Origin of the sequence: Nocardia sp. NPDC004068 (assembly GCF_042874315.1) — a bacterium.
GTDB lineage: Bacteria > Actinomycetota > Actinomycetes > Mycobacteriales > Mycobacteriaceae > Nocardia.
Window position 1 is genome coordinate 66,237 of the sequence record NZ_JBIAMW010000005.1, and the last position, 21,933, is coordinate 88,169.

Sequence of the window (21,933 nt, forward strand, 5' to 3'; positions counted from 1 at the left end):
CTCTCTGTATGAGAACATTACTCTCGGTGGTTCGGCCGGGCAAGCGCCGCCGCTGCGGCCGATCTCCGAGATTGCAGTATCGACCGTATGAGAATACGATTCTGTTCAACAGAGAATCGAGGTCTACACCGTGTCTTCGCAGCGGGAATCGCAGGTCACCTCCTGGGACACCGAGGTCGATGTCGCCGTGATCGGCAGCGGCGCAGCGGGTTTGACGGCGGCGCTGACGGCCGCGGTGGCCGGTGCGTCGGTGCTGGTGTGCGAGAAGGCGGCCACGGTCGGCGGCACCAGCGCGGTTTCGGGCGGCATCGCGTGGATTCCGGCGCACGACCGCTCGCCCGACGGCCCGTTGACGGTGGCCGACGCGCTGAGTTATCTGCACGCCCAGTCGCTGGGCGCGATGGACGACGAGCTGGTCGAGACATTCGTGCGCACGGGCGCGACGATGGTCGATTTCGTCGAGCGGCACAGCCCGCTGCGGTTCGAGATCGCCGCGGGCTTCCCCGATTACAAACCGGAGTTGCCGGGCGGGAAGCCGGGCGGCGGGCGGTCGCTGAGCCCGGTGGCCTTCGACCTGGCGCGGCTGGGGGAGTGGCGCGACTGCATCACCGCGTTCCCGCCGGACTGGAGCAATGTCGGTTTCGACGCCGAGACCCGGGCCCGGCTGCACACCGGGGTGACCTCGGAATCGGCCGATCTGTGCGTGGCCGGGACGGCGCTGGTGGCGAGCCTGCTGTCGGGGGTGCTCGCCGCCGGGGTCGAGATCCGCACGGGCGCACGGGCGGTGGAGTTGATCGCCGCCGACGGTGTGATCGCGGGCGTCCGGATCGCCACGGCCACAGGCGAATCCACGATCCGCGCGCGCGGCGGTGTGGTGCTGGCGGCGGGCGGGTTCGAATGGGACGCGCGGTTGACCCAAACGTATCTGCGCGGCCCGATGCACGGCGCGGTGTCCCCGCCCAACAACACCGGCGACGCGCTGCGGATGGCGATGGCGCACGGCGCGGACCTGTCGACCATGGGCGAGGCGTGGTGGGTGCCGATCGTGCGGATTCCCGGCGACACCATCGACGGGCATCCGCGCAGCCGCAGCGTGCGGCTCGAGCGGACCCGGCCGCGCAGCATCATGGTCAATCGGGCGGGCAGGCGGTTCACCAACGAGGCCGGGGAGTACAACTCCATGGCCGGGGCCTTCCACTACCTCGACCCGAGGCACGGCTACGTCAACGATCCGGCGTGGATCGTGTTCGACGCGGAGCATCTGCGCCGCTACGGCTTCCTCGGCATCGCACCGGGCGACGAGGTGCCCGAATGGTTCTGTGCCTCAAACGATCTCGCGGACCTCGGGGCCAGAACGGGCATCGATCCCGACGGGCTACGGGCGACCGTGGAACGTTGGAATCGCGCGGTGGCGGCGGGGTCCGATCCCGACTTCGGGCGCGGCTCGAGCGCCTACGACGGGTATTGGGGCGACGAGCACGCCGCCACCCTCGCGGGCCGCACCCTCGGCCCGCTCGACACCGCCCCCTATTACGCGGTCCCGGTGAGCGTGGGCGCGATGGGAACCAAGGGCGGGCCGCGCACCGATCGCGACGGCCGCGTGCTGCATGTGAACGGTTCGGTGATCGGCGGCCTGTTCGCGGCGGGCAACGCGATGGGCGGGCCGACGGGGCGGGCCTACGGCGGCGCGGGCGGAACCATCGGGCCCGCAATGGTTTTCGGGTACCGGGCCGGGCACGCGGCGGCGACCGGCAAATCGGTGGAGCCGTGAGCGCGGCGCGACGGGCGGACGGAGGAGGACAGTTGTCGGAGTACGAGAGCATCTGGAGCGATCTCCAGGGCGTGGCGTTCGACCAGGGGTACCTGGACGTGGGCGGGGTGCGCACCCGCTACCTGCACGCCGGTGATCCCGCGCAGCCGTCGCTGGTGCTGCTGCACGGGTCGGGCGGGCACGCCGAGGCATACGTGCGCAATCTGGCCGCGCACGCCGAGCACTTCGACACCTGGGCCATCGACATGCTGGGCCACGGATACACCGGCAAACCCGGTCATCCGCTCGAAATCGCCCACTACGTCGAGCATCTCATCGGCTTCCTCGATGTGATCGGCGCGGACCGCGCGCACATCAGCGGTGAGTCGCTGGGCGGCTGGGTGGCCGCGCGCGCCGCCGTCGATCATCCGTCCCGGGTGGATCGGCTGGTGCTCAACACCGCGGGCGGGTCGCAGGCCGACCCGGAAGTCATGGCGCGCATCGTGAATCTCTCGATGGCCGCCGTCTCGGATCCGACGTGGGAGACGGTGCAAGCGCGGATCAAGTGGCTGATGGCCGACAAGACCAAGGACTACGACGATCTGGTGGCCAGCAGGCAGCGCGTCTACCGCCAGCCCGGCTTCGTGGCCGCCATGCGCGACATCATGGCATTGCAGGACCCCGAGATCCGGCAGCGGAACCTGTTGGGCCACAAGGAGTACGGCGCCATCACCGCGCCGACGCTGGTGCTGTGGACGAGTCACGATCCGACCGCCGACGTCGCCGAGGGCCGCCGGATCGCCTCGATGATCCCGGGCGCGCGCTTCGAGGTGATGCCCGACTGCGGGCACTGGCCGCAGTACGAGGACGCCGAGACCTTCGACGCCCTGCATCTGGGCTTCCTGCTGGGCGGCTGACATGACCGACACCGATGTGCTCATCGTCGGCGCGGGGCCGGTCGGCCTCACGCTGGCGAATATGCTCGGGATGTACGGCGTGCGCACCCGGGTCGTGGAGGAGCGCGCGACCCTCATCGACTATCCGCGCGGCGTCGGCCTGGACGACGAATCGCTGCGCACCTTCCAGGCCATCGGGCTCGCCGAGGCGATCCTGCCGCACACCACGCCCGACCAGATCATGCGGTTCGTGGACTCGCGCCGCCGGTTGCTGGCCGAGATCGCGCCCAGCGACACCTCGTTCGGCTGGCCCAAGCGCAACGGGTTCGTGCAGCCGCTGGTGGACGCGGAACTACTGGCGGGGCTGGAGCGGTTCGACAGCGTCGAGGTGAGCTGGTCGACGGCCATGACCGCCTGCGTGGACACAGGCGAGCACGTCCGGGTCGAATTGACCACGGCGACAGGCATTTCCGTGACGACCGCGCGCTACGTCGTCGGCTGCGACGGCGGCCGCAGCGCCACCCGCAAACAGATGGGCGTCAGCTTCGACGGCACCACCTCCCCGACCCGCTGGCTGGTCATCGATATCGCCACCGACCCGCTGGGCCACCCCAATATCGAGGTCGCCGCCGATCCGGCGCGACCCAATGTGTCGGTGTCGATCGCGCACGGCATCCGCCGGTTCGAATTCATGATCCACGACGACGAGACCGACGCGCAGGCCGAGGATCCGGAGTTCGTGGCCGGGATGCTGGCCCCGCTGGTGCCGCATCCGGAGCGGCTCGACATCATCCGCCGCCGCCTCTACACCCACCACTCCCGTATCGCGGGCGAATTCCGCAGGGGCCGTGTCCTTCTGGCGGGCGACGCCGCGCATCTGATGCCGGTGTGGCAGGGCCAGGGCTACAACAGCGGCATCCGCGACGCCGCGAATCTGGGCTGGAAGCTCGCCGCGGTGGTGACCGGCAGGGCCACCGACGCGCTGCTGGACAGCTACGACCTCGAGCGACGCGACCACGCGCGCGCCATGATCGACCTGTCCACGCTGGTGGGCCGGGTCATCTCGCCCACCGACCGCAGGGTGGCCGCCGCGCGTGACGCGCTGGTGCGGCTCGCGGCGGCCATTCCGCCGGTGAAGCGGTACGTGCTCGGAATGCGGTTCAAGCCGATGCCGCGCTACGACCGCGGCGCGGTCGTGCACACCTGGTCGCGGTCGCCGAAATCGGCGGTCGGCACGCTGTTCGTACAGCCGCGGGTGGACACCCGCGAACACGCCGGGGTCCTGCTCGACGATGTGCTCGGCCCGTGGTTCACGGTGCTGTGCTGGAACAACCAGCCGCGCAGGCTGCTCGGCGAGGACGCCTTCGCACGGTGGAAGGCATTGGGCGCCAAGTTCATTGCCGCCCGGCCGCAGACGCAGCTGCACTGGACCGACCAGGACGATCCCGATGTCGTCATCGTCGGCGACCGCACGGGCGCGCTCAAACGCTGGTTCGACGGACACGCCGACTCGGTGCTGTTCCTGCGCCCGGACCGCTGTATCGCGGGGGCGACCATCGCGCAACTCGCGCCGGACCTCGCCGCGGACCTCGCCGACACGCTCACGCTCGCGCCGGGAGGTGACGATGCCGCTGGCCCTGTGCTGCGTCTCGCACAGCCCGCTTCTTGACCTCCCCGGGCCCGACCGCGACCTGCTCGACGATATCGAGGGGGCGCTGGCGGGGGCGGCGGAGTTCGTGCGCGACTTCGAACCCGAACTCTTGGTGACCTTTTCGCCCGACCACTACAACGGGTTCTTCTACCGGCTCATGCCGCCGTTCTGCGTCGGCGTCCAGGCCCGGGGCGTCGGCGACTACGGCACCTACTCCGGTGCGCTGCCCGTGCCCGCCGACGTGGCCGCCGATCTCGCCGAGTCGGTGCTCGCGGCCGGGGTCGATCTCGCGGTGTCGATGGACATGGACGTCGACCACGGCACGGTGCAGCCGTTGCAACGTCTGCTCGGCGCCGCGACCGCCGTGCCGGTGGTACCGATCTTCGTCAATGCCGTTGCCGCGCCGCTGGGTCCGCTCGCCCGGGTGCGGGCGCTGGGCGCGGCGGTGGGGGAGTACCTGGCCGGGCTCGACCGGCGGGTGCTGGTGATCGGATCGGGCGGCCTGTCGCACGATCCGCCGGTGCCCACGCTGGCCACCGCCACCGGGCCGGTGCGCGACCGCATTCTGCACGGCGGGCCGCTCACCGCCGAGCGCCGTGCCGCCCGCCAGGAACAGGTCATCGCCGCCGCCCGCGAATTCGCCTCCGGCGCGGGGCCTTCCCGGCCGCTCAACCCGGACTGGGATCGGCGGTTCCTCGACGTGATCGACGGCAACCGGCTGCCCGACCTCGACGCCTGGACCACCGCGGAGATCACCCGCGAGGCGGGCAACTCCGCCCACGAGATCCGCACCTGGATCGCCGCCTTCGCGGCCCTGGGGAGCCAGGGCCCCTACCGCACCATCCACCACTACTACCGACCCGCGCCCGCGCTCATCGCCGGATTCGCCCTGCGCACAGCGCTTCCCGAGCGGGACCGCACCGACCGGAGGCGAGTGTGACCCCCGAACCGAGCTTCGACCGGACCGTCGACGTCCTCGTCATCGGATCCGGCGGGGGCGGGCTGACCGCCGCCCTCACCGCCCGCGCCGCCGGGCTCGACACCCTCGTCGTCGAGAAGTCCCCGCGCTACGGCGGTTCCACCGCGCTGTCCGGCGGCGGCATCTGGGTGCCGGGCGCGCCCGCGCAACGCCGCGACGGCTACACCCCGGCCCCGGAGGCCGTGGTCGAGTACCTGAAGGCCATCACCCAGGGCCTGGTCACCGAGGAACGCCTGCGCGCCTACGTGGCCAAGGCGCCGGAGATGATGGAATTCCTCGAAAGCCAGAGCGACTGGCTGGAATTCGTGTGGAAACCCGGCTACGCCGACTACTACCCCGAACTCCCCGGCGGCGACCCGCGGGGCAGCACCATCAATGTGCCGCCCATCGATCTGCGCGTCCTCGGCGAAGACGAGGAACTGCTGCTCGCCCCGCTCGCGCTCGCGCCGAAGGGAATCTGGCTGGGCCCCAAGGATCTTCGGCTGTTCTACCGGGTGCGGCAGTCCTGGCGCGGTAAGGCCGTGCTGGTGAAGCTGGTGTGGCGGATGTTCCGCGCCCGCGTATTCGGCGACCGGATCGCCGCCATCGGGCAGTCGCTGGTGGCCCGGCTGCGACTCGCGTTGCGCGAGCACGACATTCCGCTGTGGCTCGACGCCCCGATGCTCGAGCTGATCACCGCCGAGGACGGGTCGGTCGTCGGCGCGGTCGTCGACAAGGAGGGCACCCGCCTGCGGGTGCGCGCCACCCGCGGGGTGATCCTGGCGACCGGCGGCTTCGACCATGACATGGCCTGGCGCAAGGAACTCGAACCGGTCATCGAGCAGGACTGGAGTTTCGGCAATCCGGCGTCGATGGGCGACGGCATCCGCGCGGGCCAGCGGATCGGCGCGGACACCGACCTGATGAACGAGGCGTGGTGGTTCCCCGCCATCCAATGGCCCGACGGGCGCATGCAATTCATGCTCAACGAGCGCATGATGCCCGCCCAGTTCATCGTCAACGGCGCGGGCGAGCGGTACATCAACGAGGCCGCGCCCTACATGGACTTCGGGCACGCCATGCTCGCGGGCGAACGCACCGGGGTCCGGCACATCCCCAGCTGGCTCATCACCGACGCCCGCTCCTGGCACCGGTACGTCATCGCCGGACATCTGCCGCTGCCCAAGATCCCGTTCGCGCCCGTGCCCACCGGCCGGAAGATCCCGCCGCAGTGGCTCGAGTCCGGCGTGGTGAAGGCCGCGAACTCCTGGGAGGACCTCGCCGCCCAGATCGACGTGCCGCCGGATCGGTTGCGCGCCACCGCCGAACGCTTCGACCAACTCGCCCGCACGGGTCACGACGACGACTTCCACCGCGGCGACAGCGTCTACGACAACTACTACGGCGACCCCACCCTGCCCAACCCCAACCTGCGGCCGCTGGGCAAGCCGCCCTACTACGCATTCCGGATGGTGCTCGGCGACCTCGGCACCTCGGGCGGACTGCGCACCGACGAGCACGCCCGGGTCCTGCGCGCCGACGGTTCGGTGATCGAGGGACTGTACGCCACCGGCAACACCTCGGCCGCGGTCATGGGCCGCAGCTACGCCGGCGCGGGCGCCACCATCGGCCCCGCCATGACCTTCGGATACATAGCGGCCCAGCACATTTCGGACTCCCACGGAGGAAACCAATGAAGATATCCCTGTTCTACGAATTCGCGCTGCCGCGGCCGTGGGTGCCCGAGGACGAACACGAGATGTTCCGCGACGGCCTCGACGAGGTGGAGGCCGCCGACAAGGCGGGCTTCGCCACCGTCTGGCTGACCGAACACCACTTCCTGGAGGAGTACTGCCACTCCACCGCCCCGGAGATGTTCCTGGCCGCGGCGAGCCAGCGCACCGAGGACATTCGGCTCGGTTTCGGCGTCATGCACCTGCCGCCCGCGATCAACCATCCCGCCCGTGTCGCCGAGCGCGTCGCCACCCTGGACCTGATCTCGAACGGGCGGGTGGAGTTCGGCACCGGCGAATCGTCGTCGGTCGGTGAACTCGGCGGATTCAATATCGACCCCGCCGACAAGCGCGGGCAGTGGGAGGAGGCGCTCGACGTCGCCATCCGCTGCATGATCGAGGAGCCGTTCACCGGGTTCAAGGGCGAACACATCGAAATGCCCGCCCGCAACGTGATTCCCAAGCCGTACCAGCGCCCGCATCCGCCGGTGTGGGTGGCGTGCACCCGGCCGTCGTCGGTGCAGATGGCCGCGCAGAAGGGCATCGGCGCGCTCAGCTTCGCGTATACCGGGCCCGGCCCACTCGGCGACCGCGTGCGTGGGTACTACCAGGAGTTCGAGGACAAGGCCGCGCCGACCATCCCGCAGCTCAACCCGAACATCCTCGCCATCGGCGGCGATCTGTCGATGATGGTGGCGCCCACCGACGAACAGGCCGTCCAGCGGCTCGGCGTCGGTGGCGGGTTCTTCTCCTTCGGGATCATGCACTACTACATGACCGGTCAGCACACCCCCGGCCGCACCGGCGTCTGGGAGCGCTACCTCGACGCGGTGAAAGAGGACGAGACGCTGGCCTACGGTCCCGGCCGCGGCGCGATCGGCTCGCCCGACACCGTGCGCGAATTCCTGCGCAGCTACGAGGAGAGCGGGGTGGACGAGATCATCCTGCTGCTCAATCCGCGCAGCCACGAGGCCACGATGGAATCCATCGAGCTGATGGGCAAGCACGTGCTGCCGGAGTTCATCGAGCGCGACGCGAAGGCCGTGGCGGACAAGGCGAAACGGCTCGAACCGATCATCGAGAAGGTCGAGAAGCGCCGCAGGCCGCTGCCCTCCCCGGAGTTCGACGAGACCTACGCCTTCGGCGGGCTGCCCACCGGACGCGGCGGCAAGTTCACCGCCAGCGAGATCCCCGAGGCCATGGCCGAGATCAACGAGGGACGCGTACAGGCCGCGCAGCGGCTCAAGGAAGAACAGCAGCAGTAGGCGAGAACGAGGATGCCCGCGGTGGAACGCATCGATGAACTCTGGCGGTACGACGGCCGACGCGTCGTGGTGACCGGCTGTTCCTCGGGGATCGGCGCGCAGGTGGCGCGTCAGGTCCGGGACCTGGGCGGCGAGGTGATCGGCCTGGATCGCGCCGACCCCGATATCGCGCTCGACGCGTTCCACCGCGTGGATCTGACCGACACCGACTCCATCGATCGCGCGGTGGCCGCGATCGGCGGGGGAGTGGACGCGCTGTTCAATGTCGCCGGGGTGTCCTCGGGCATCGGCGATCCGCTGCGGGTTGTGGCGATCAACTTCCTCGGTCTGCGGTACTGCGCCGAATTGCTGTGGGCGGCAATGGGTTCCGGCGGCACCATCGTGAGCGTCTCCTCGCTCGCGGCGGCGGGCTACCTCGAGCACCGCGACCAGTCCGAGGGCCTGCTCGCCACCACCGGCATGGCCGACGGAATCGACTGGTGCCGTGCGCATCCCGAGGCGATCGCCGACGGCGGCTACCGGCTGTCGAAGGAGGCGATCATCCACTACACCATGCGCCACGCCGTCCCGCTCGGGGCGCGCGGCATCCGGATCAACTGCACCGCACCGGGAGTCACCGAGACGCCCATCCTGGACCAGCTGCGCTCGGCCTACGGCCAGGACTATCTCGACACCATCCCCAAACCGCTGGGCCGGGTCTCCACCCCGGCCGAGCAGGCGGCGGTGCTGGTGTTCCTCAACAGCCGGGCCGCGAGTTACATCACCGGCCAGGTGGTGTGGGTCGACGGGGGGAACACGGCCGCCCGCATCGCGGGGACGGCCGCCGCAAGCTCCGAAGGGAAACGATAGTGGCCGATCTGACCGATTTCCGGCGCGTCGCCGAGCGGGTGCGCAACTGGGGCCGCTGGGGCGCGGCCGACGAACTCGGCACGCTCAATTTCATCACCGCCGAGAAGGTCGCCGCGGCGGCGGGTCTGGTCCGGCACGGGAAGGTATTCCCGCTGGGTGTGGACTTCGGCTCGAACGGCCCGCAGGGCGCGTTCCAGTTCCGGCACAACCCCGTGCACGTGATGACCGTGGACGGCGGGGACGCGCGGACGCTGGCCGAGTACGGGCCGAAGTGGTTGCGCAACAGCGTCGCTCGCGAACTGAGCGGATTCTTCGCCGACAACCCCTTCCGGTTCAACGACGATCTGATCATCATGCCGTTGCAGGCGGCCACCCAGTGGGACGCGCTGTCGCACGTGTACTACGAGGAGCAGCTGTACAACGGGTTCCCGGCGAGTTCGGTCACCAGCCTGGGCGCGGTGCACTGCGGCATCGACAAGGTCGACGGCAAGGGCATCACCACCCGCGGCGTGCTGCTCGATCTGGTCCGCCATCGCGGGGCCGAAACCTTCTTGGCCGCGGGCGAACCCATCACCCCCGACGAACTCGACGAGGTGGCCCGCGCCCAGGGCGTCGAGGTCGGCACCGGCGACATCGTGCTCATCCGCACCGGCTGGTGGGCGCGGTTCCAGGAGGCCGGGGACGGCTCCGAACCGTACTCGGGGCTGGACTGGCGGTGCGCGACGTGGCTGCACGAACGCGAGGTCGCCGCGGTGGCCGCCGACAATCTGATGGTCGAGGACCCGGTGTCCGGCGTGGACGGCACCTTCCTGCCGATGCACATGCTCTGCCTGCGCGATATGGGCCTGATGCTCGGCGAGTACTGGGACCTGACCGCGCTGGCCGCCGACTGCGCCGCAGACGGCGTCTACGAATTCCAGTTGATCGCACCGCCGTTGCGCGTGGTGGGCGCGGTCGGCTCACCGATCAACCCCCTCGCCATCAAGTAGATGCGCGACCCGGAGGAAGCACGAGGTACCGGCATGACCGTGAGCACCACACCGGCGGCCGTCGGCGACGCCACCGGCCGCGACGAGCGCCCGTTCGTCGTCGGCGTCGGCGGCACGCTGCGATCGGGCTCGTCCACCGAACGCGCGCTGCGCCACTGCCTTTCGGCGGCCGAGCGCCTGGGCGCGCGCACGGCGGTGTTCAGCGGTCCCGACATCAACCTGCCGATGTACAACCCGCACGACACCGTGCGCACACCCGCCGCGACCGCCCTGGTCGAGGCCCTGCGCGCGGCCGACGCCGTGGTGATCGGCTCACCCGGATACCACGGCGGCATCTCCGGGCTGGTGAAGAACGCGCTGGACTACATCGAGGATCTGCGCGGCGACCCGGTGGTGTATCTGGACAACAAGCCGTGGGGCTGCATCACCTGCGCCTACGGCTGGCAGGCGGCGGTGGGCACGCTGGGGCAGCTGCGGGTCATCGGGCACGCGCTGCGCGCCTGGCCGACGCCGCTGGGGGTGGCGATCAACTCCGCCGATCCCGTGTGGGACGCCGAGGGCACGCTGGTCGACTCCACGGTGAACGCCCAGCTCGAACTGCTCGCGGCGCAGGTGTTGTCCTTCGCCCGTGCGAGCGGGGCCCGGTCGTGACCGCCGTCGCCGCCGCCCTCGCCGAAGTGCGTTCGCGCGGCATGGTTCTCGTGCTCGGCGCGGACGGACGGCACGGGCATCTGGTGACGGCGGCCGAACACGCTCCCGCGGACGCGATCGAGGCCGCGGATCTGCTCGGCGAGGGATCCCGCGCGCTGCTGGTGCGGGTGCCGGTGGCGGCGGAATCGCTGAAAGCCGTTCGCGCGCAGGGCTTCCCGACGATCACGACCGAGGATCTCACCGATCACCGGGACCGCGAGCTGGCCCGGGTGCGCCGCCACGGTTCGGCGCGAGTCCCATTGCCGCCCGGGGGTTTCCGGGCCATCGGATTCGTCGACGGCCTCGGCCGCGAACACGTCGCCTTCGTCCACGGCGACCCGGAGTCGGCCCCCGCCCCGCTGGTGCGGCTGCACGGGGAATGCCTGCTCGGCGACGTGCTCGGCTCGGCGTTGTGCGACTGCCGCGCGAACCTGCGCGCCGCCCTGGATCGGATCGCCCGCGCGGGCTGCGGTGTCCTGGTCTACGTGCGCGCCCAGCGCGAGGCGATCCGCACCGCCCTGACCGCTGGGGCGCAGCGACATTCGCTCACCGCCCTCGATCGCTATGTGGCCGCGGCCATCCTGACCGACCTGGGCCTGCGCACGATCCGGCTGGCGGTGACCGGCCCCGCTCCCGAACTCGAGGGCGTGCGGATCGTGGACCGCGTGCCGCTGCCCGGAGGTGCGTGGGCGTGGCCGGACGACGCCTCGGCCATGGGGAGCGCGTCGTGAGCGCGCGGCGGACACTCGTGGTGGACGGGCTGGTCACCGGATATCTGGAGGCCGGTGCGGGGGAGCCGGTGGTGTTGCTGCACGGCGGGGAGTTCGGCTGCGACGCCGAGATCGGGTGGGAGCACACCATCGACGCGCTGGCCGGGCGGTACCGAGTGCTCGCGCCGGACATGCTCGGGTTCGGGACCTCGGCCAAGGTGGTGGACTTCACCGACGGGCGGGGGCTGCGGATCCGGCATCTCGCGCGATGGCTGGCCGTGCTCGGGGTGGATTCGGCGCATTTCGTGGGCAATTCGATGGGGGCGATCAATCTGCTGGTCGACGCGACCGCCACACGGCCGCGACTGCCGATGCGGAGCCTGGTCGCGCTGTGCGGCGGGGGGACCATCCAGCAGAACGAGCACATGCGGGCGCTCTACGACTACGACGCCACCCTGCCCGCCATGCGGCGCATCGTGACGGCCTTGTTCCATTCGCCGTCGTTCCCCGGCGACGAGCGGTACGTGGAACGCCGCTACCGGTCCAGTATCGCGCCGGGCGCGTGGGAGGCCTTGGCGGCGGCCCGATTTCGCCGTCCCGAGGCCGACGCGCCGCCCGCGCCGTCGAGCGAGCGCGCCTACCACCGCATCACGGTGCCGGTGCTGCTGGTCGAGGGCGAACGGGACAAGTTGCTGCCGCCGGGCTGGGCGGCCGAGATCGCCAAGCAGATCCCCGACGGGCGCGCCGAGGTGGTCCCGGACGCGGGGCATTGCCCGCAGATCGAACAGCCGGGGGTCGTGAACCGGCTGCTGCTGGGCTTCCTCGACGAACACTCAGGAAAGGAATCGACCTCATGAGCGAGGAACTGGCGGGCAAGGTCGCCATCGTCACCGGGGGCGCCGCCGGGATCGGCCGCGCCACGGTCGCCCGGTTCGTCGCCGCCGGGGCGCGCGTCGTCGTGGGCGATATCGACGCCGAGGCGGGCGCGGAATCGATTGCCGCTTACGGTGATTCGGCGGTGTTCCGGCGCGTCGACGTGGCCGATCCGGAGCAGCTGGAGGCGCTCGTCGACGTGGCGGTGCGGACCTTCGGCGGGCTGGACGTGCTGTGCAACAACGCCGGGATGTCGGGCACCATGTACAAGACCTTCCTCGACGACGACCTCGGCGACTTCCACCGGGTGCTGAGCGTCAACCTGCTCAGCGTCATGGCCGCAACCCGCCTCGCCGCCCGGCACATGGCCGACCACGGCGGCGGCTCGATCGTCAACGTGTCCTCCATCGGCGGCATCCAGGCCGGGGGCGGCGTGCAGTGCTACCGCGTGTCCAAGGCCGCGGTCATCCACTTCACCAAATCCGCCGCGATCGAGCTGGCGCGCCACGACATTCGCGTCAACTGCATCGCGCCCGGCAACATCCCCACCGGCTTCCTCGCCGCGTCGGCCACCCGGATGCGCTCGGAGGTCAGCGAGCGATTCGAGGCGGCCGTGCGCGAATCCATGCGCGCCGACCGGCCGTTGGCCCGCGAGGGCACCCCCGAGGACGTGGCCGAGGTCGCGGAGTACTTCGCCAGCGACCGGTCCCGCTATGTCACCGGCACCGTCCTGCCGATCGACGGCGGCATCACCGCCGGAAAACCATTGCGCCCCTTGCCCAAACCGGACGGCCGGGTCGCCGCGACGACGGAGCGGTCGTGAGCCGCGTCCGCCGCACCGGCGTCCTCGTCGTCGGCGCCTCCGCCGCCGGGCTGGCGACGGTCGAGGCGCTGCGCCGCGACGGCTACCGCGACCCGATCACCCTGCTCGGCGCGGAACCGCACCTGCCCTACGACCGGCCGCCGCTGTCCAAGCAGATCCTGTCGCGGACCTGGCGACCCGAACGGACCCTGCTGCGCACGCCCCGGCTGCTCGCCGACCTCGATATCGACCTCGTCCTCGGAAACCCCGCGCTCGCACTGGATTCCGCGACCCGCACCGTCGAGACCGCGACCGGGCCGATCACCGCCGAGCACATCGTGATCGCCACCGGCGCCCGCCCGCGCACCCTGCCCGGCGCGATCGAGCCGACCGGGGTGCACGTGCTGCGCACACTGGACGACGCGCTCGCCCTGCGCGACGGCCTGACCCGCGCCCGGCGCGTAGTGGTGGTCGGGGAGGGCGTGCTGGGCGCCGAGATCGCCGCCACCGCACGGCGGCTCGGGCACGAGGTCACCATGACCGGGTTGCAGCACGCCCCGATGGCGAACCAGCTCGGGGACCTCGCCGCCGGGAAACTGGCCGAGCTGCACACGGACAACGGCGTCCGGTTGCGGCTCGGTGCGGGCGTCCGGAACCTCACCGCCCGCAACGGCGCGGTCACCGGGGTGGTTCTGGACTCCGCGGGCGGTGCGGAGACGGTGCCCGCCGATCTCGTGGTCATCGCGATCGGCGCGGCACCCGTCACCGACTGGCTCGTCGGCAGCGGGCTGCGACTGGACCGCGGCGTCGTCTGCGACGCGCGGTGCCGCGCCGCCGAGAACATCTGGGCGGCAGGCGATGTCACGCGCTGGCACCATCCCGCCGTGGGCGCGGGCTGCCATCTGGAGAACCGCACCAACGCCACCACCCAGGCGCACCTGGTGGCCGCCAACATCCTGGGCGCGGACCGGGCCTACCAGCCCGTCCCGTACTTCTGGACCGATCAGTACGACACCAAGATCCAGGTGCACGGGATCATCCCGCCGGACGGCCGCGCGGTCGTGGTCGAGGGCGATCCGGCGGCCGGGCGGTTCGTCGCCCGCTTCGACCGCGCCGACGGCGCACCGGTCGCGGTGCTCGGCTGGAACATGCCCAAGCAGGTCGCCGCGCACCGGCGTTCGCTGATCGGCACATTCGAGGTCCACGCGCCCGCGTACGCCCCGTAGAAGGAGGGTTCGGATGAAAGTCACTGTCGACCAAGGCAAATGCGTCGCGGCCGGGCACTGCGTCATGCACGCCGAGCGGGTGTTCGACCAGCGCGACGACGACGGCATCGTCGTCCTGCTCGACGAGCACCCGCCCAGCGAGCTCGCCGACGACGTCCGCCAGGCCGCGGCGGTGTGCCCGGCCTCGGCGATCCACATCGAGGAATGAAACGGCAGGAGTCCCAACGTGTCCGAAGTGATGACCGACGTCGCGCAGACCGACGGTATCTCGGAGTACCCGATGCTCCGCTCGTCCGCCTGCCCCTTCGCGCCGCCCCCCGAGGCGCTGCGGCTGGGGCGGGCCGCGCCGCTGAGCCGGGTGCGGATCTGGGACGGCAGCACCCCGTGGCTGATCACCGGCCACGCCGAGTACAAGACGCTGATGGCCGATCCGCGGGTGAGCGTGAACGACCACCTCGACGGGTTCCCGCACTGGAACGAGGGCATGAAGTCCATCGTCACCAGCCGCCCGCCGTCGGTGTTCACCAGTGACGGCGAGAAGCACAGCCACTACCGCCGGATGCTCACCAAACCGTTCACCGTCAAGCGGGTCAACGGGCTGCGCGAGGTGATCCAGCGGGTCACCGACGAGCACATCGACCGAATCCTGGCCGGGCCCAAGCCCGCGGATCTGGTGGCCGGACTGGCGTTGCCGGTGCCGACGCTGATGATCAGCGAGATGCTCGGCGTGCCCTACGACGACCACGAGTTCTTCCAGGAGTCGGCCACCGCCAGCGTCGACCGCTTCGCCACCAAGGAGCAGGCCGACGAGCGCCGCAGCACCCTGGCCCGGTACCTGGTCGACCTGATCAAACAGAAGCTGGACGAACCGGCCGAGGACGCGCTGTCCGATATCGCCGAGCGGGTGCGTTCGGGCGAGATCACCATGGGCGAGGCCGCGCAGCTCGGCACCGGCCTGCTCATCGCGGGCCACGAGACCAGCGCCAATATGATCTCCCTCGGAGTGCTCGCGCTGCTGGACAATCCGGAGCAGTGGGCGCTGCTGCGCGACACCGACGATCCGAAGGTGATCGCGGGCGCGGTCGAGGAGCTGATGCGGTATCTCAGCATCATCCAGAACGGGCAGCGGCGGGTGGCGGTCGGCGAAATCGAGGTCGCGGGGCAGACCATCCGCGCGGGCGAGGGCATCATCTTCGATCTGGCCCCGGCCAATTGGGACGAGAAGGCGTGGGACGAGCCGGACAAACTGGATCTGCGCCGCCCGGCGAGCAAGCACGTCGGCTTCGGTTTCGGCCCGCATCAGTGCGTGGGCCAGCAGTTGGCCCGCGCGGAGTTGCAGATCGTGTTCGGGACCCTCGCGCGGCGGATCCCGACCCTGAAGCTGGCGATCCCGTTCGAGGAGGTCGAGTTCAAGCACGACCGCCTCGCCTACGGCGTCTACGTGCTGCCGGTGACCTGGTAGGTCCGCGACGCCCCGGCCCGCGCCGAGCCGATCACTCGGTCCGGGCGGGGGCGCGCACGACTTCCGGTGTGCCGCCGATGATTCCGTCGGCCGCCAGGGTCGCGATCCGTTCCGCGGGCAGGCCGAGTTCGGTGAGGACCTCGGTGGTGTGCTCGCCCAGCAGGGGAGCGGGGGCGCGATGGAACTGTTCGGGTCCGGCGGAGAAGCGGATCGGGACGGTGCTGTGGCGCGCGGTGGGCAGCACGGGATGGGCGACGGGTTCGAAGAAGCCGCGGTGGAGCAGGGGCGGCAGCTCGGTCTGGCGGTGCGGTTGCATCACCTTCGCCACGGGAATGCCTGCGGCCCAGAGGGTTTCGACGATCTCGTCGCTGTCGCGTTCAGCGCACCATGCGGCGAGCCGGGCGTCGATGAGGTCGTGCTGGCGGCGTCGGCCCTCGGCCGTGTCCAGGTCGCGGTCCATGGCCCAGGCGGGGTTGGCGAGCACCTCGCGCAATTGCCGCCACTGATCGTCGGTCTCGACCGCGATCGCCACCCAGCGGTCCGCGCGCCCGAACTCGTCGGTGCCCGCGGCGCGGTAGAGGTTCTGCGGCGCGGCCACCGGGCCGCGATTGCCGTCGCGTTCGAGCAGCGCGCCGTAGGCGGAGTACTCGATGACCTGTTCGGCGGCCACATTCAGCGCGGCCTCCACCATCGCCGCCTCCACCAGCACCCCCTCGCCGGTGCGGCGGCGGTGTTCGAGGGCGAGCAGCAGGGCGTTGAGGGCGTGCACGCCCGCGTTGGGGTCGCCGATCGAATAGGGCTCGACGGGATTCTGATCGGAATAGCCGGTGAGCCAGGTCAATCCGGACGTGTCCTCGATGACGTAGGCGAACGCCGGATGGTCGCGCCACGGACCGTCCAGGCCGAAACCGGGCATCCGCACCATGATCGCGTCGGGCCGCAGCTCGCGCACGGTGTTCCGATCGAGGCCGAACTGTTCCATGACGCGCGGCGTGTAGTTCTCCACGATTACATCGGCGCGAGAGATCAACGCGTGCAGGATCTTCCGGCCGTCGTCGGTGCGCGAGTCGACGGTGATGCTCCTCTTCCCGGTATTCAGGCCGGTGAAGATCGGCGACTTCTCCCACCATCGCTCCTCGGTGGCGGGCACGCCCGCGATGAGCCGCGTCCCGTCCGGGCGGGTCCCCGATTCCACATGCACCACGTCCGCGCCGAGCATGGCCAGATAGTGGGTGCACGACGGCCCCGCCCAGAAGGTGGTCAGATCCACCACCCGCAGGCCGCGGAACGGCAGCGCGTCGGATTCGGAACCGTTGGAAGACACCGGGGTTCGAGGCGTCAGGGCGCGATAGTGGTCGGTGTGCTCGCCCAGGCGCGGGGCGGGTTCGGGGGCGCGCAGGAGCGGGGGAGCGGTGCGGTAGGGCGGGCCGGGCTGGGTGAAGCCGTCGCGGGGGTTCGTGGTGAAGAAGCGCCGCGCCTGGTAATGATCCATGGTGGGCGCGTTCGCGCCGTGCACGACGGGGCCGTTGGGGATACGGAAAGCCGTTGCCAGATCCCGGATTACGTCCACGGGCTGTTCGGCCATCCACGCCATGATCTCGGGCGCCTTCTCGGTGGCACGTTCGGTGATGCCGGGCCCGATGCCCTCGTCGATCCACTCCGGATGACCGACCATGGCGCACAGGTCGAACCACTGCTGGGCGGTGCCGCAACCCACGGCGACCATGCCGTCGGCGGCCGCCGCGACACCGGGCACGCTCAGCCGCCGCCGATCGCGGAACGGGCGGCCCAACCCCTCGAAGAACGACACCGGATAGTAGGTCAGGCCCAGGATCTGGGTCTCGAGCATCGACAGATCGCACAGTTCGCCCACCCCCGTGTCGTGCGCGCGCCACCGCGCGGTGAGCGTGGCCACCGAAGCGTATGCGCCCGCGAACCATTCGCCGATCCGCCCGCCCACGTGCACGGGCGCGCGGTCCGGCGCGCCGCGTCCGAGTCCGACGATGCCCCCGGACCAGGCTTGCAGCGTGAACTCGGTGGAGGGCCGATCCGACCACGGACCGTCCAGCCCGAACGGCGTGATCGCGGTGACGATCAGATGCGGGTGGCGGGCGCGCAGAGCGGCGGGCGCGCAGTGCGGATGCTCGGCCAGAGGGGAACCGGGCGACCACACCGCCACCCGCGCCGCCGCCAGAATCCGGTCCACCAGCTCCAGATCGGCGGCGACCGCCGGATCGGCCACGACGCCGCGCTTGGATCCGGCGAGGAAGGCGAACAGCGCCCCGTCCGCCCCGGGTGCGAGTTCCGCGCCCGAGGCGGTCCACCGCCGCAGCGAATCCCCCTCGGGCGCTTCGATCTTCACGACCTCGGCCCCGGCGTCGGCGAGCAGTTTGGTGCAGTATCCGCCCGCGATGCCCGACGACAGGTCGGCCACCATACAGCCGTCGAGAACCTCCATCTCAGCGGTCCCAGTGCGGCGCGCCGGTCAGCACCTCGGCCCCGGTGTCGGTGATCAGCACCGCGTCCCGGCCGAAGACCGCGCCGACGCCGGACTGCCACACATAGCCGGTGACCGCCAGGACCATGCCGGGTTCGAGGCGTTCGGCGGTCGCGGTGCCGCGCAATGCCGGCGACACCACGGGCGAATCGAAACCCATACCCAGGCCCCGGGCCACCGGCACGGGCGGCAGCGCCTCCCCGGCGGCGGTGTAGGCGTCGAGCAGACCGGCCGCCGACCGGCCCGGGCGGCAGGCTCCGATCAGCTTGTCCCACAGGCTGTTCCAGCGTCCGTAGAGGCCACGGGCGCGGGCGGAGTCGCCGACCGGGTGGGTGCGGCCCACCTCGCCGATGTAGCCGTCGCCGAGCACGCTCGCCGAGATCGCCACCAGATCGCCGTCGCGGGCGCGCCGGTCCACTCCGGCTCGGCGCCACGGGTGTTCGCGCGAGGTGACCCACGCGCAGTCCTGCGCGGCGGGGGTGCTCACCCCGCCCGCGGCCTCCGCCTCCAGCACGACCGCGGTCAGCTCCTGTTCGGTGACGCCCGGCGCGAGGTGGGCCACGGCCGCGGCGAGCGCGTCCTCGGCCACCCGCAGCGAGTCGCGCAGCACCGCGATCTCCTCGGGCGTCTTGATCCGCCGCGCCGCCCGCAGGGCGAGTTCGCCGTCCACCAGCTCGGCGTTCGGGAACGCCGAGGGCAGCATCGCCGCGAAAGACGGTGACAGCGCGTCGGTTCCGACCCGCTTCGCCGTCGCCGCGCCCGGGATCTCGCGCAGCACGGCGATGAGGTTCATCGGGTTCCAGGCGAGCCCGTACAGGTGCTCGTGCGGGATGTCGTCGGGGATGCCCTCGTCCCAGGTGCTCAGCAGGTGCACGTCGCCGGTCTCGCGGACGAGCGTGGCGACCGGGCCGAAGGGCCGGGTCCCGGCCACCCACAGCTGCGGCGCGCCGGAGACGTAGCGGGCGTTGCCCTGTCGGCCGAGGACGAGGACGTCGAGGTCGTGGGCCCGCATCTGGGCCAGCGCGCGCTCGCGCCGCCCCAGGCGCAGGGCGCGGTCGTCCGGCGCTACCTCAGTCTTCATAGGGCGCGTAGGGGTAGTCGGTGAGTGCGGTCCAGCCGTCCTCGGTGATCACGATGATTTCCTCACTGCGGTAGCCGCCGGTGCCGTCGGTCCAGACGACCGGCTCCAACACCAGCACCATGCCGGGTTCGAAGACGAAGTTCTCGTCGTACTCGGGCCCGAGATCCGTTCCGATCATGGGCATTTCGGCCGCGCTGACCCCGATGCCGTGACCGAGGTAGAAGTGCGGCAGCCAGGGTTTCACGCCGTCGTTGGCCGCGGTCGCCGCCCGCGCCAGATCCGCCGCGGTCGCCCCCGCCTTCGTCACGTCGAGCACGGCGTTCAGGATCGTGCGCCACCGCCGGAACTGGTCGCGCTGAGCGGCATTCGGCTCGCCACCCACCAGCCAGGTGCGGCCGAAGTCGGAGCAGTAGCCGCCGTAGGTGATGCTGACATCGGTCCACAGCACATCGCCCGCCGCCAGTTCGCGCGCGGTGGTGAGCAGCGGCAGCGCCAGATCGCCGTGCGTGGTCCACACGCCCGCGGCCCTGCTGTCGGGCATGACCTGCCAGATGGCGTCCAGCATGGTCGCGGTCGCGCCGAGTTCGAAAGCGCGCCGGATGAATCGGGCCGACAGATCGATCTGGCGGCGGCCGGGAGCGAGCGCGGCCTGCACGTCCACCATGGCCCGTTCGGTGATCCGGCACGCGGTGCGGATACACGCGATCTCGTCCGGGGTCTTGATCAGCTTGGCGGCCCCGACCACGAGGGCCGCGTCCGAGGGCGGGCCGCCGGGAAAGACCGCGTCTGTCGCGCGCCGCATCGCCCCGGTGCATTCGTCCACCGCGACGGTCGAGCCCGCGGGCACGAGTTCGGCCAGCCGCCGCGCGAATTCGGCGACGCCCTCGTCGAATTCGAGGTACACCGGGCCGTGCAGATGGTCGTCGGGCAACTCGGATTCCGCCGCCGCGCCCTCCCGGAACGGCAGGAACAGATGCGGCCACGGGTCCCCGGCCACCACCACCGCCACCGGGCGCTCGACGTGCGCGAGTCCGGCGTCGCCGAGCGGCCAGTTGGCCCCGGTGGCGTACACGACATTGCTGTTGTGCAGCAGGACCAGCGCGTCCACGCCCCGCGCCGCCATCGCCGAACGCAGCCGCGCCCCGGTGTCGCGGCGCATACGGGCGCGATCGGGCCGCTCGGGTATCTCGAACCGCGCGGCGCCCGCGGTCACGGAGGAAGTCATAGGCCCAGGAAATCCTTGATATTGCCGCTCACCACGCGCGCGGCGTCCTCGGGTCCGACCGCCTCGACCACCGCGGCCAGCGACTTCTCCGAATAGCCGAACGTGCTCTCATTGTGCGGGTAGTCCGACGACCACATCACCCGGTCGCGGCCGATCTGGTCGACCATGGACAGCCCGAGCGGATCGACGATGAACGAGGCCCGCATGTGATTTCGCCAGTAGTGGCGCACCTCGTGCTCGACCGGGCGGTCGAGCATGTGCTGGAAGGAGGCGAGCATGTGCTCGGCGTCCTGCAACGCCGCGGGCACCCAGTTGATGCCGCCCTCGAACCAGCCGACCGACAGACCGGGATGGCGGTCGAGGATGCCGCTGAAGATGTACTTGGCGAACAACTCCCGGAACGGGGCGACATTGTGCATCATGCCCACGGCCACGCTGTTGACCTCGCACGGCGCCGACAGCGGCGACTCGCCGATGTGATGGGCGACCGGCACCTCGGACTCCTCGATGGCCTCCCACACCGGGCGCATCGCCGCGCCCGCGTAGTCGATGACCTTGCCGTCGTCGTCCTTACCGGCCGACAGCGGCAGCAGAAACGTCCTGAGCCCCAACGACTTCAGCTCCGCGAGGGTGCGCCGCGCGCCCTGTCCGTCCCACCAGTTGATCAGGCCCACACCGTAGAACGCGCCGCCCGAACGCTCCTGCAACTCGGCGATGTACTCGTTGTACACCCGGAACGCCAGCTCCCGAATCTCCTTGTCCGGGTAGAACAACAGCGCCAGCAGCGCGTTGGGGAAGGCCAGCTCCTTGGCGATGCCGTCGGCGCGCAGGTCCGCGATGCGGGCCTCGAGATTCGCGCTGCCCGATCCCTCGAGCGGGTCGTACTGCATGAGCACATGGCTGAAATCGCCGGGCAGGAACGACTTTCCCTTGCGGCCCAGCTGATACGCGCCGTCCTCGTACCAGACCCGCGGCGCCCGGTCCTTGAGCGACTCGGGGAACCGCTCGTAGAAGATGTCGTCGGCCAGCGAGATGTGGTTGTCGGCCGAGAACACCTCCGTCCCGACGGGAAGCCCCAGACCGCCCTCGGCATGGCCGCGCCGGTCCTTGGGCGGCCCGAAGCCGCCGGGCGGGTACAGGGAAGCACTGCTGGTCGGAGCCGACATCGGGTCCCTCCATGACTCGGTTCGCTTGTGAGAATGACGTTATCATTTTTTGAGAGTCATGTACATGTAGTCGTCGTGGAGCTGGCCTTTTTCTGCCGATCTGACTGGGA

At 70.8% G+C, this 21,933-nt stretch carries 19 protein-coding genes; 15 read left to right on the top strand and 4 right to left on the bottom strand.

The window, feature by feature from the left end:
- Positions 1-130: 130 nt before the first annotated feature.
- From ACFYTQ_RS13640 to ACFYTQ_RS13710, 15 genes are read left to right on the top strand one after another with little or no spacing between them, the layout of a single operon-like run.
- Positions 131-1,771: an FAD-dependent oxidoreductase gene (locus ACFYTQ_RS13640; RefSeq protein WP_387360328.1), complete on the top strand. Its 1,641-nt coding sequence runs from the start codon at positions 131-133 to the stop codon at positions 1,769-1,771.
- Between the two features lie 32 nt (positions 1,772-1,803).
- Entirely contained in the window at positions 1,804-2,667 is an 864-nt protein-coding gene (locus ACFYTQ_RS13645) for an alpha/beta fold hydrolase (RefSeq protein ID WP_387360330.1), read from the top strand.
- A 1-nt stretch (position 2,668) separates the two neighbouring features.
- Entirely contained in the window at positions 2,669-4,315 is a 1,647-nt protein-coding gene (locus ACFYTQ_RS13650; RefSeq protein WP_387360332.1) for a bifunctional 3-(3-hydroxy-phenyl)propionate/3-hydroxycinnamic acid hydroxylase, read from the top strand.
- A complete protein-coding gene (locus ACFYTQ_RS13655; RefSeq protein WP_387360334.1) occupies positions 4,272-5,237 on the top strand; it encodes a 3-carboxyethylcatechol 2,3-dioxygenase in 966 nt (321 codons plus the stop codon). Before ACFYTQ_RS13650 ends, ACFYTQ_RS13655 begins: the two co-directional genes overlap by 44 nt.
- Positions 5,234-6,952 (top strand): FAD-binding protein, encoded by a 1,719-nt coding sequence (locus ACFYTQ_RS13660; protein WP_387360336.1) that lies wholly within the window; start codon positions 5,234-5,236, stop codon positions 6,950-6,952. Before ACFYTQ_RS13655 ends, ACFYTQ_RS13660 begins: the two co-directional genes overlap by 4 nt.
- Positions 6,949-8,253 carry an LLM class flavin-dependent oxidoreductase gene (locus ACFYTQ_RS13665; protein WP_387360338.1) on the top strand — a complete coding sequence of 435 codons (1,305 nt, stop codon included), beginning with the start codon at positions 6,949-6,951 and terminating at the stop codon, positions 8,251-8,253. Before ACFYTQ_RS13660 ends, ACFYTQ_RS13665 begins: the two co-directional genes overlap by 4 nt.
- Positions 8,254-8,274: 21 nt before the next feature.
- Positions 8,275-9,102 (top strand): coniferyl-alcohol dehydrogenase, encoded by an 828-nt coding sequence (locus ACFYTQ_RS13670; protein ID WP_387360340.1) that lies wholly within the window; start codon positions 8,275-8,277, stop codon positions 9,100-9,102.
- Entirely contained in the window at positions 9,102-10,091 is a 990-nt protein-coding gene (locus ACFYTQ_RS13675) for a cyclase family protein (RefSeq protein ID WP_387360342.1), read from the top strand. The genes ACFYTQ_RS13670 and ACFYTQ_RS13675 overlap by 1 nt, the downstream gene beginning before the upstream one ends.
- A 33-nt stretch (positions 10,092-10,124) precedes the next feature.
- On the top strand, positions 10,125-10,742 hold the full coding sequence (locus ACFYTQ_RS13680; protein ID WP_387360344.1) for an NADPH-dependent FMN reductase: 618 nt from the start codon (positions 10,125-10,127) through the stop codon (positions 10,740-10,742).
- Positions 10,739-11,512, top strand: coding sequence for a hypothetical protein (locus ACFYTQ_RS13685; RefSeq protein WP_387360346.1), 774 nt, complete (start codon positions 10,739-10,741; stop codon positions 11,510-11,512). The genes ACFYTQ_RS13680 and ACFYTQ_RS13685 overlap by 4 nt, the downstream gene beginning before the upstream one ends.
- Positions 11,473-12,348, top strand: a complete 876-nt coding sequence (locus ACFYTQ_RS13690) for an alpha/beta fold hydrolase (protein WP_387360348.1) — start codon at positions 11,473-11,475, stop codon at positions 12,346-12,348. Before ACFYTQ_RS13685 ends, ACFYTQ_RS13690 begins: the two co-directional genes overlap by 40 nt.
- Positions 12,345-13,187 carry an SDR family NAD(P)-dependent oxidoreductase gene (locus tag ACFYTQ_RS13695; RefSeq protein ID WP_387360350.1) on the top strand — a complete coding sequence of 281 codons (843 nt, stop codon included), beginning with the start codon at positions 12,345-12,347 and terminating at the stop codon, positions 13,185-13,187. Before ACFYTQ_RS13690 ends, ACFYTQ_RS13695 begins: the two co-directional genes overlap by 4 nt.
- Positions 13,184-14,392: an NAD(P)/FAD-dependent oxidoreductase gene (locus ACFYTQ_RS13700; protein WP_387360352.1), complete on the top strand. Its 1,209-nt coding sequence runs from the start codon at positions 13,184-13,186 to the stop codon at positions 14,390-14,392. Before ACFYTQ_RS13695 ends, ACFYTQ_RS13700 begins: the two co-directional genes overlap by 4 nt.
- Before the next feature lie 13 nt (positions 14,393-14,405).
- A complete protein-coding gene (locus ACFYTQ_RS13705; protein WP_387360354.1) occupies positions 14,406-14,600 on the top strand; it encodes a ferredoxin in 195 nt (64 codons plus the stop codon).
- Positions 14,601-14,630: 30 nt separating this feature from the next.
- Positions 14,631-15,854 carry a cytochrome P450 gene (locus tag ACFYTQ_RS13710; RefSeq protein ID WP_387361281.1) on the top strand — a complete coding sequence of 408 codons (1,224 nt, stop codon included), beginning with the start codon at positions 14,631-14,633 and terminating at the stop codon, positions 15,852-15,854.
- Positions 15,855-15,885: 31 nt separating this feature from the next.
- On the opposite strand, the gene ACFYTQ_RS13715 is transcribed toward ACFYTQ_RS13710, so the two are convergent.
- Genes ACFYTQ_RS13715 through ACFYTQ_RS13730 form a run of 4 tightly spaced genes read right to left on the bottom strand, consistent with a single transcriptional unit; the run spans position 15,886 to position 21,823 of the window.
- A complete protein-coding gene (locus tag ACFYTQ_RS13715) occupies positions 15,886-18,312 on the bottom strand; it encodes a CoA transferase (protein WP_387360356.1) in 2,427 nt (808 codons plus the stop codon).
- A 1-nt stretch (position 18,313) separates the two neighbouring features.
- Positions 18,314-19,432: a M24 family metallopeptidase gene (locus ACFYTQ_RS13720; RefSeq protein WP_387360358.1), complete on the bottom strand. Its 1,119-nt coding sequence runs from the start codon at positions 19,430-19,432 to the stop codon at positions 18,314-18,316.
- Complete coding sequence (locus tag ACFYTQ_RS13725) at positions 19,422-20,657, bottom strand: M24 family metallopeptidase (protein ID WP_387360360.1); 1,236 nt, start codon at positions 20,655-20,657, stop codon at positions 19,422-19,424. Before ACFYTQ_RS13725 ends, ACFYTQ_RS13720 begins: the two co-directional genes overlap by 11 nt.
- On the bottom strand, positions 20,654-21,823 hold the full coding sequence (locus tag ACFYTQ_RS13730; RefSeq protein WP_387360362.1) for an amidohydrolase family protein: 1,170 nt from the start codon (positions 21,821-21,823) through the stop codon (positions 20,654-20,656). The genes ACFYTQ_RS13725 and ACFYTQ_RS13730 overlap by 4 nt, the downstream gene beginning before the upstream one ends.
- Positions 21,824-21,933: the final 110 nt, after the last annotated feature.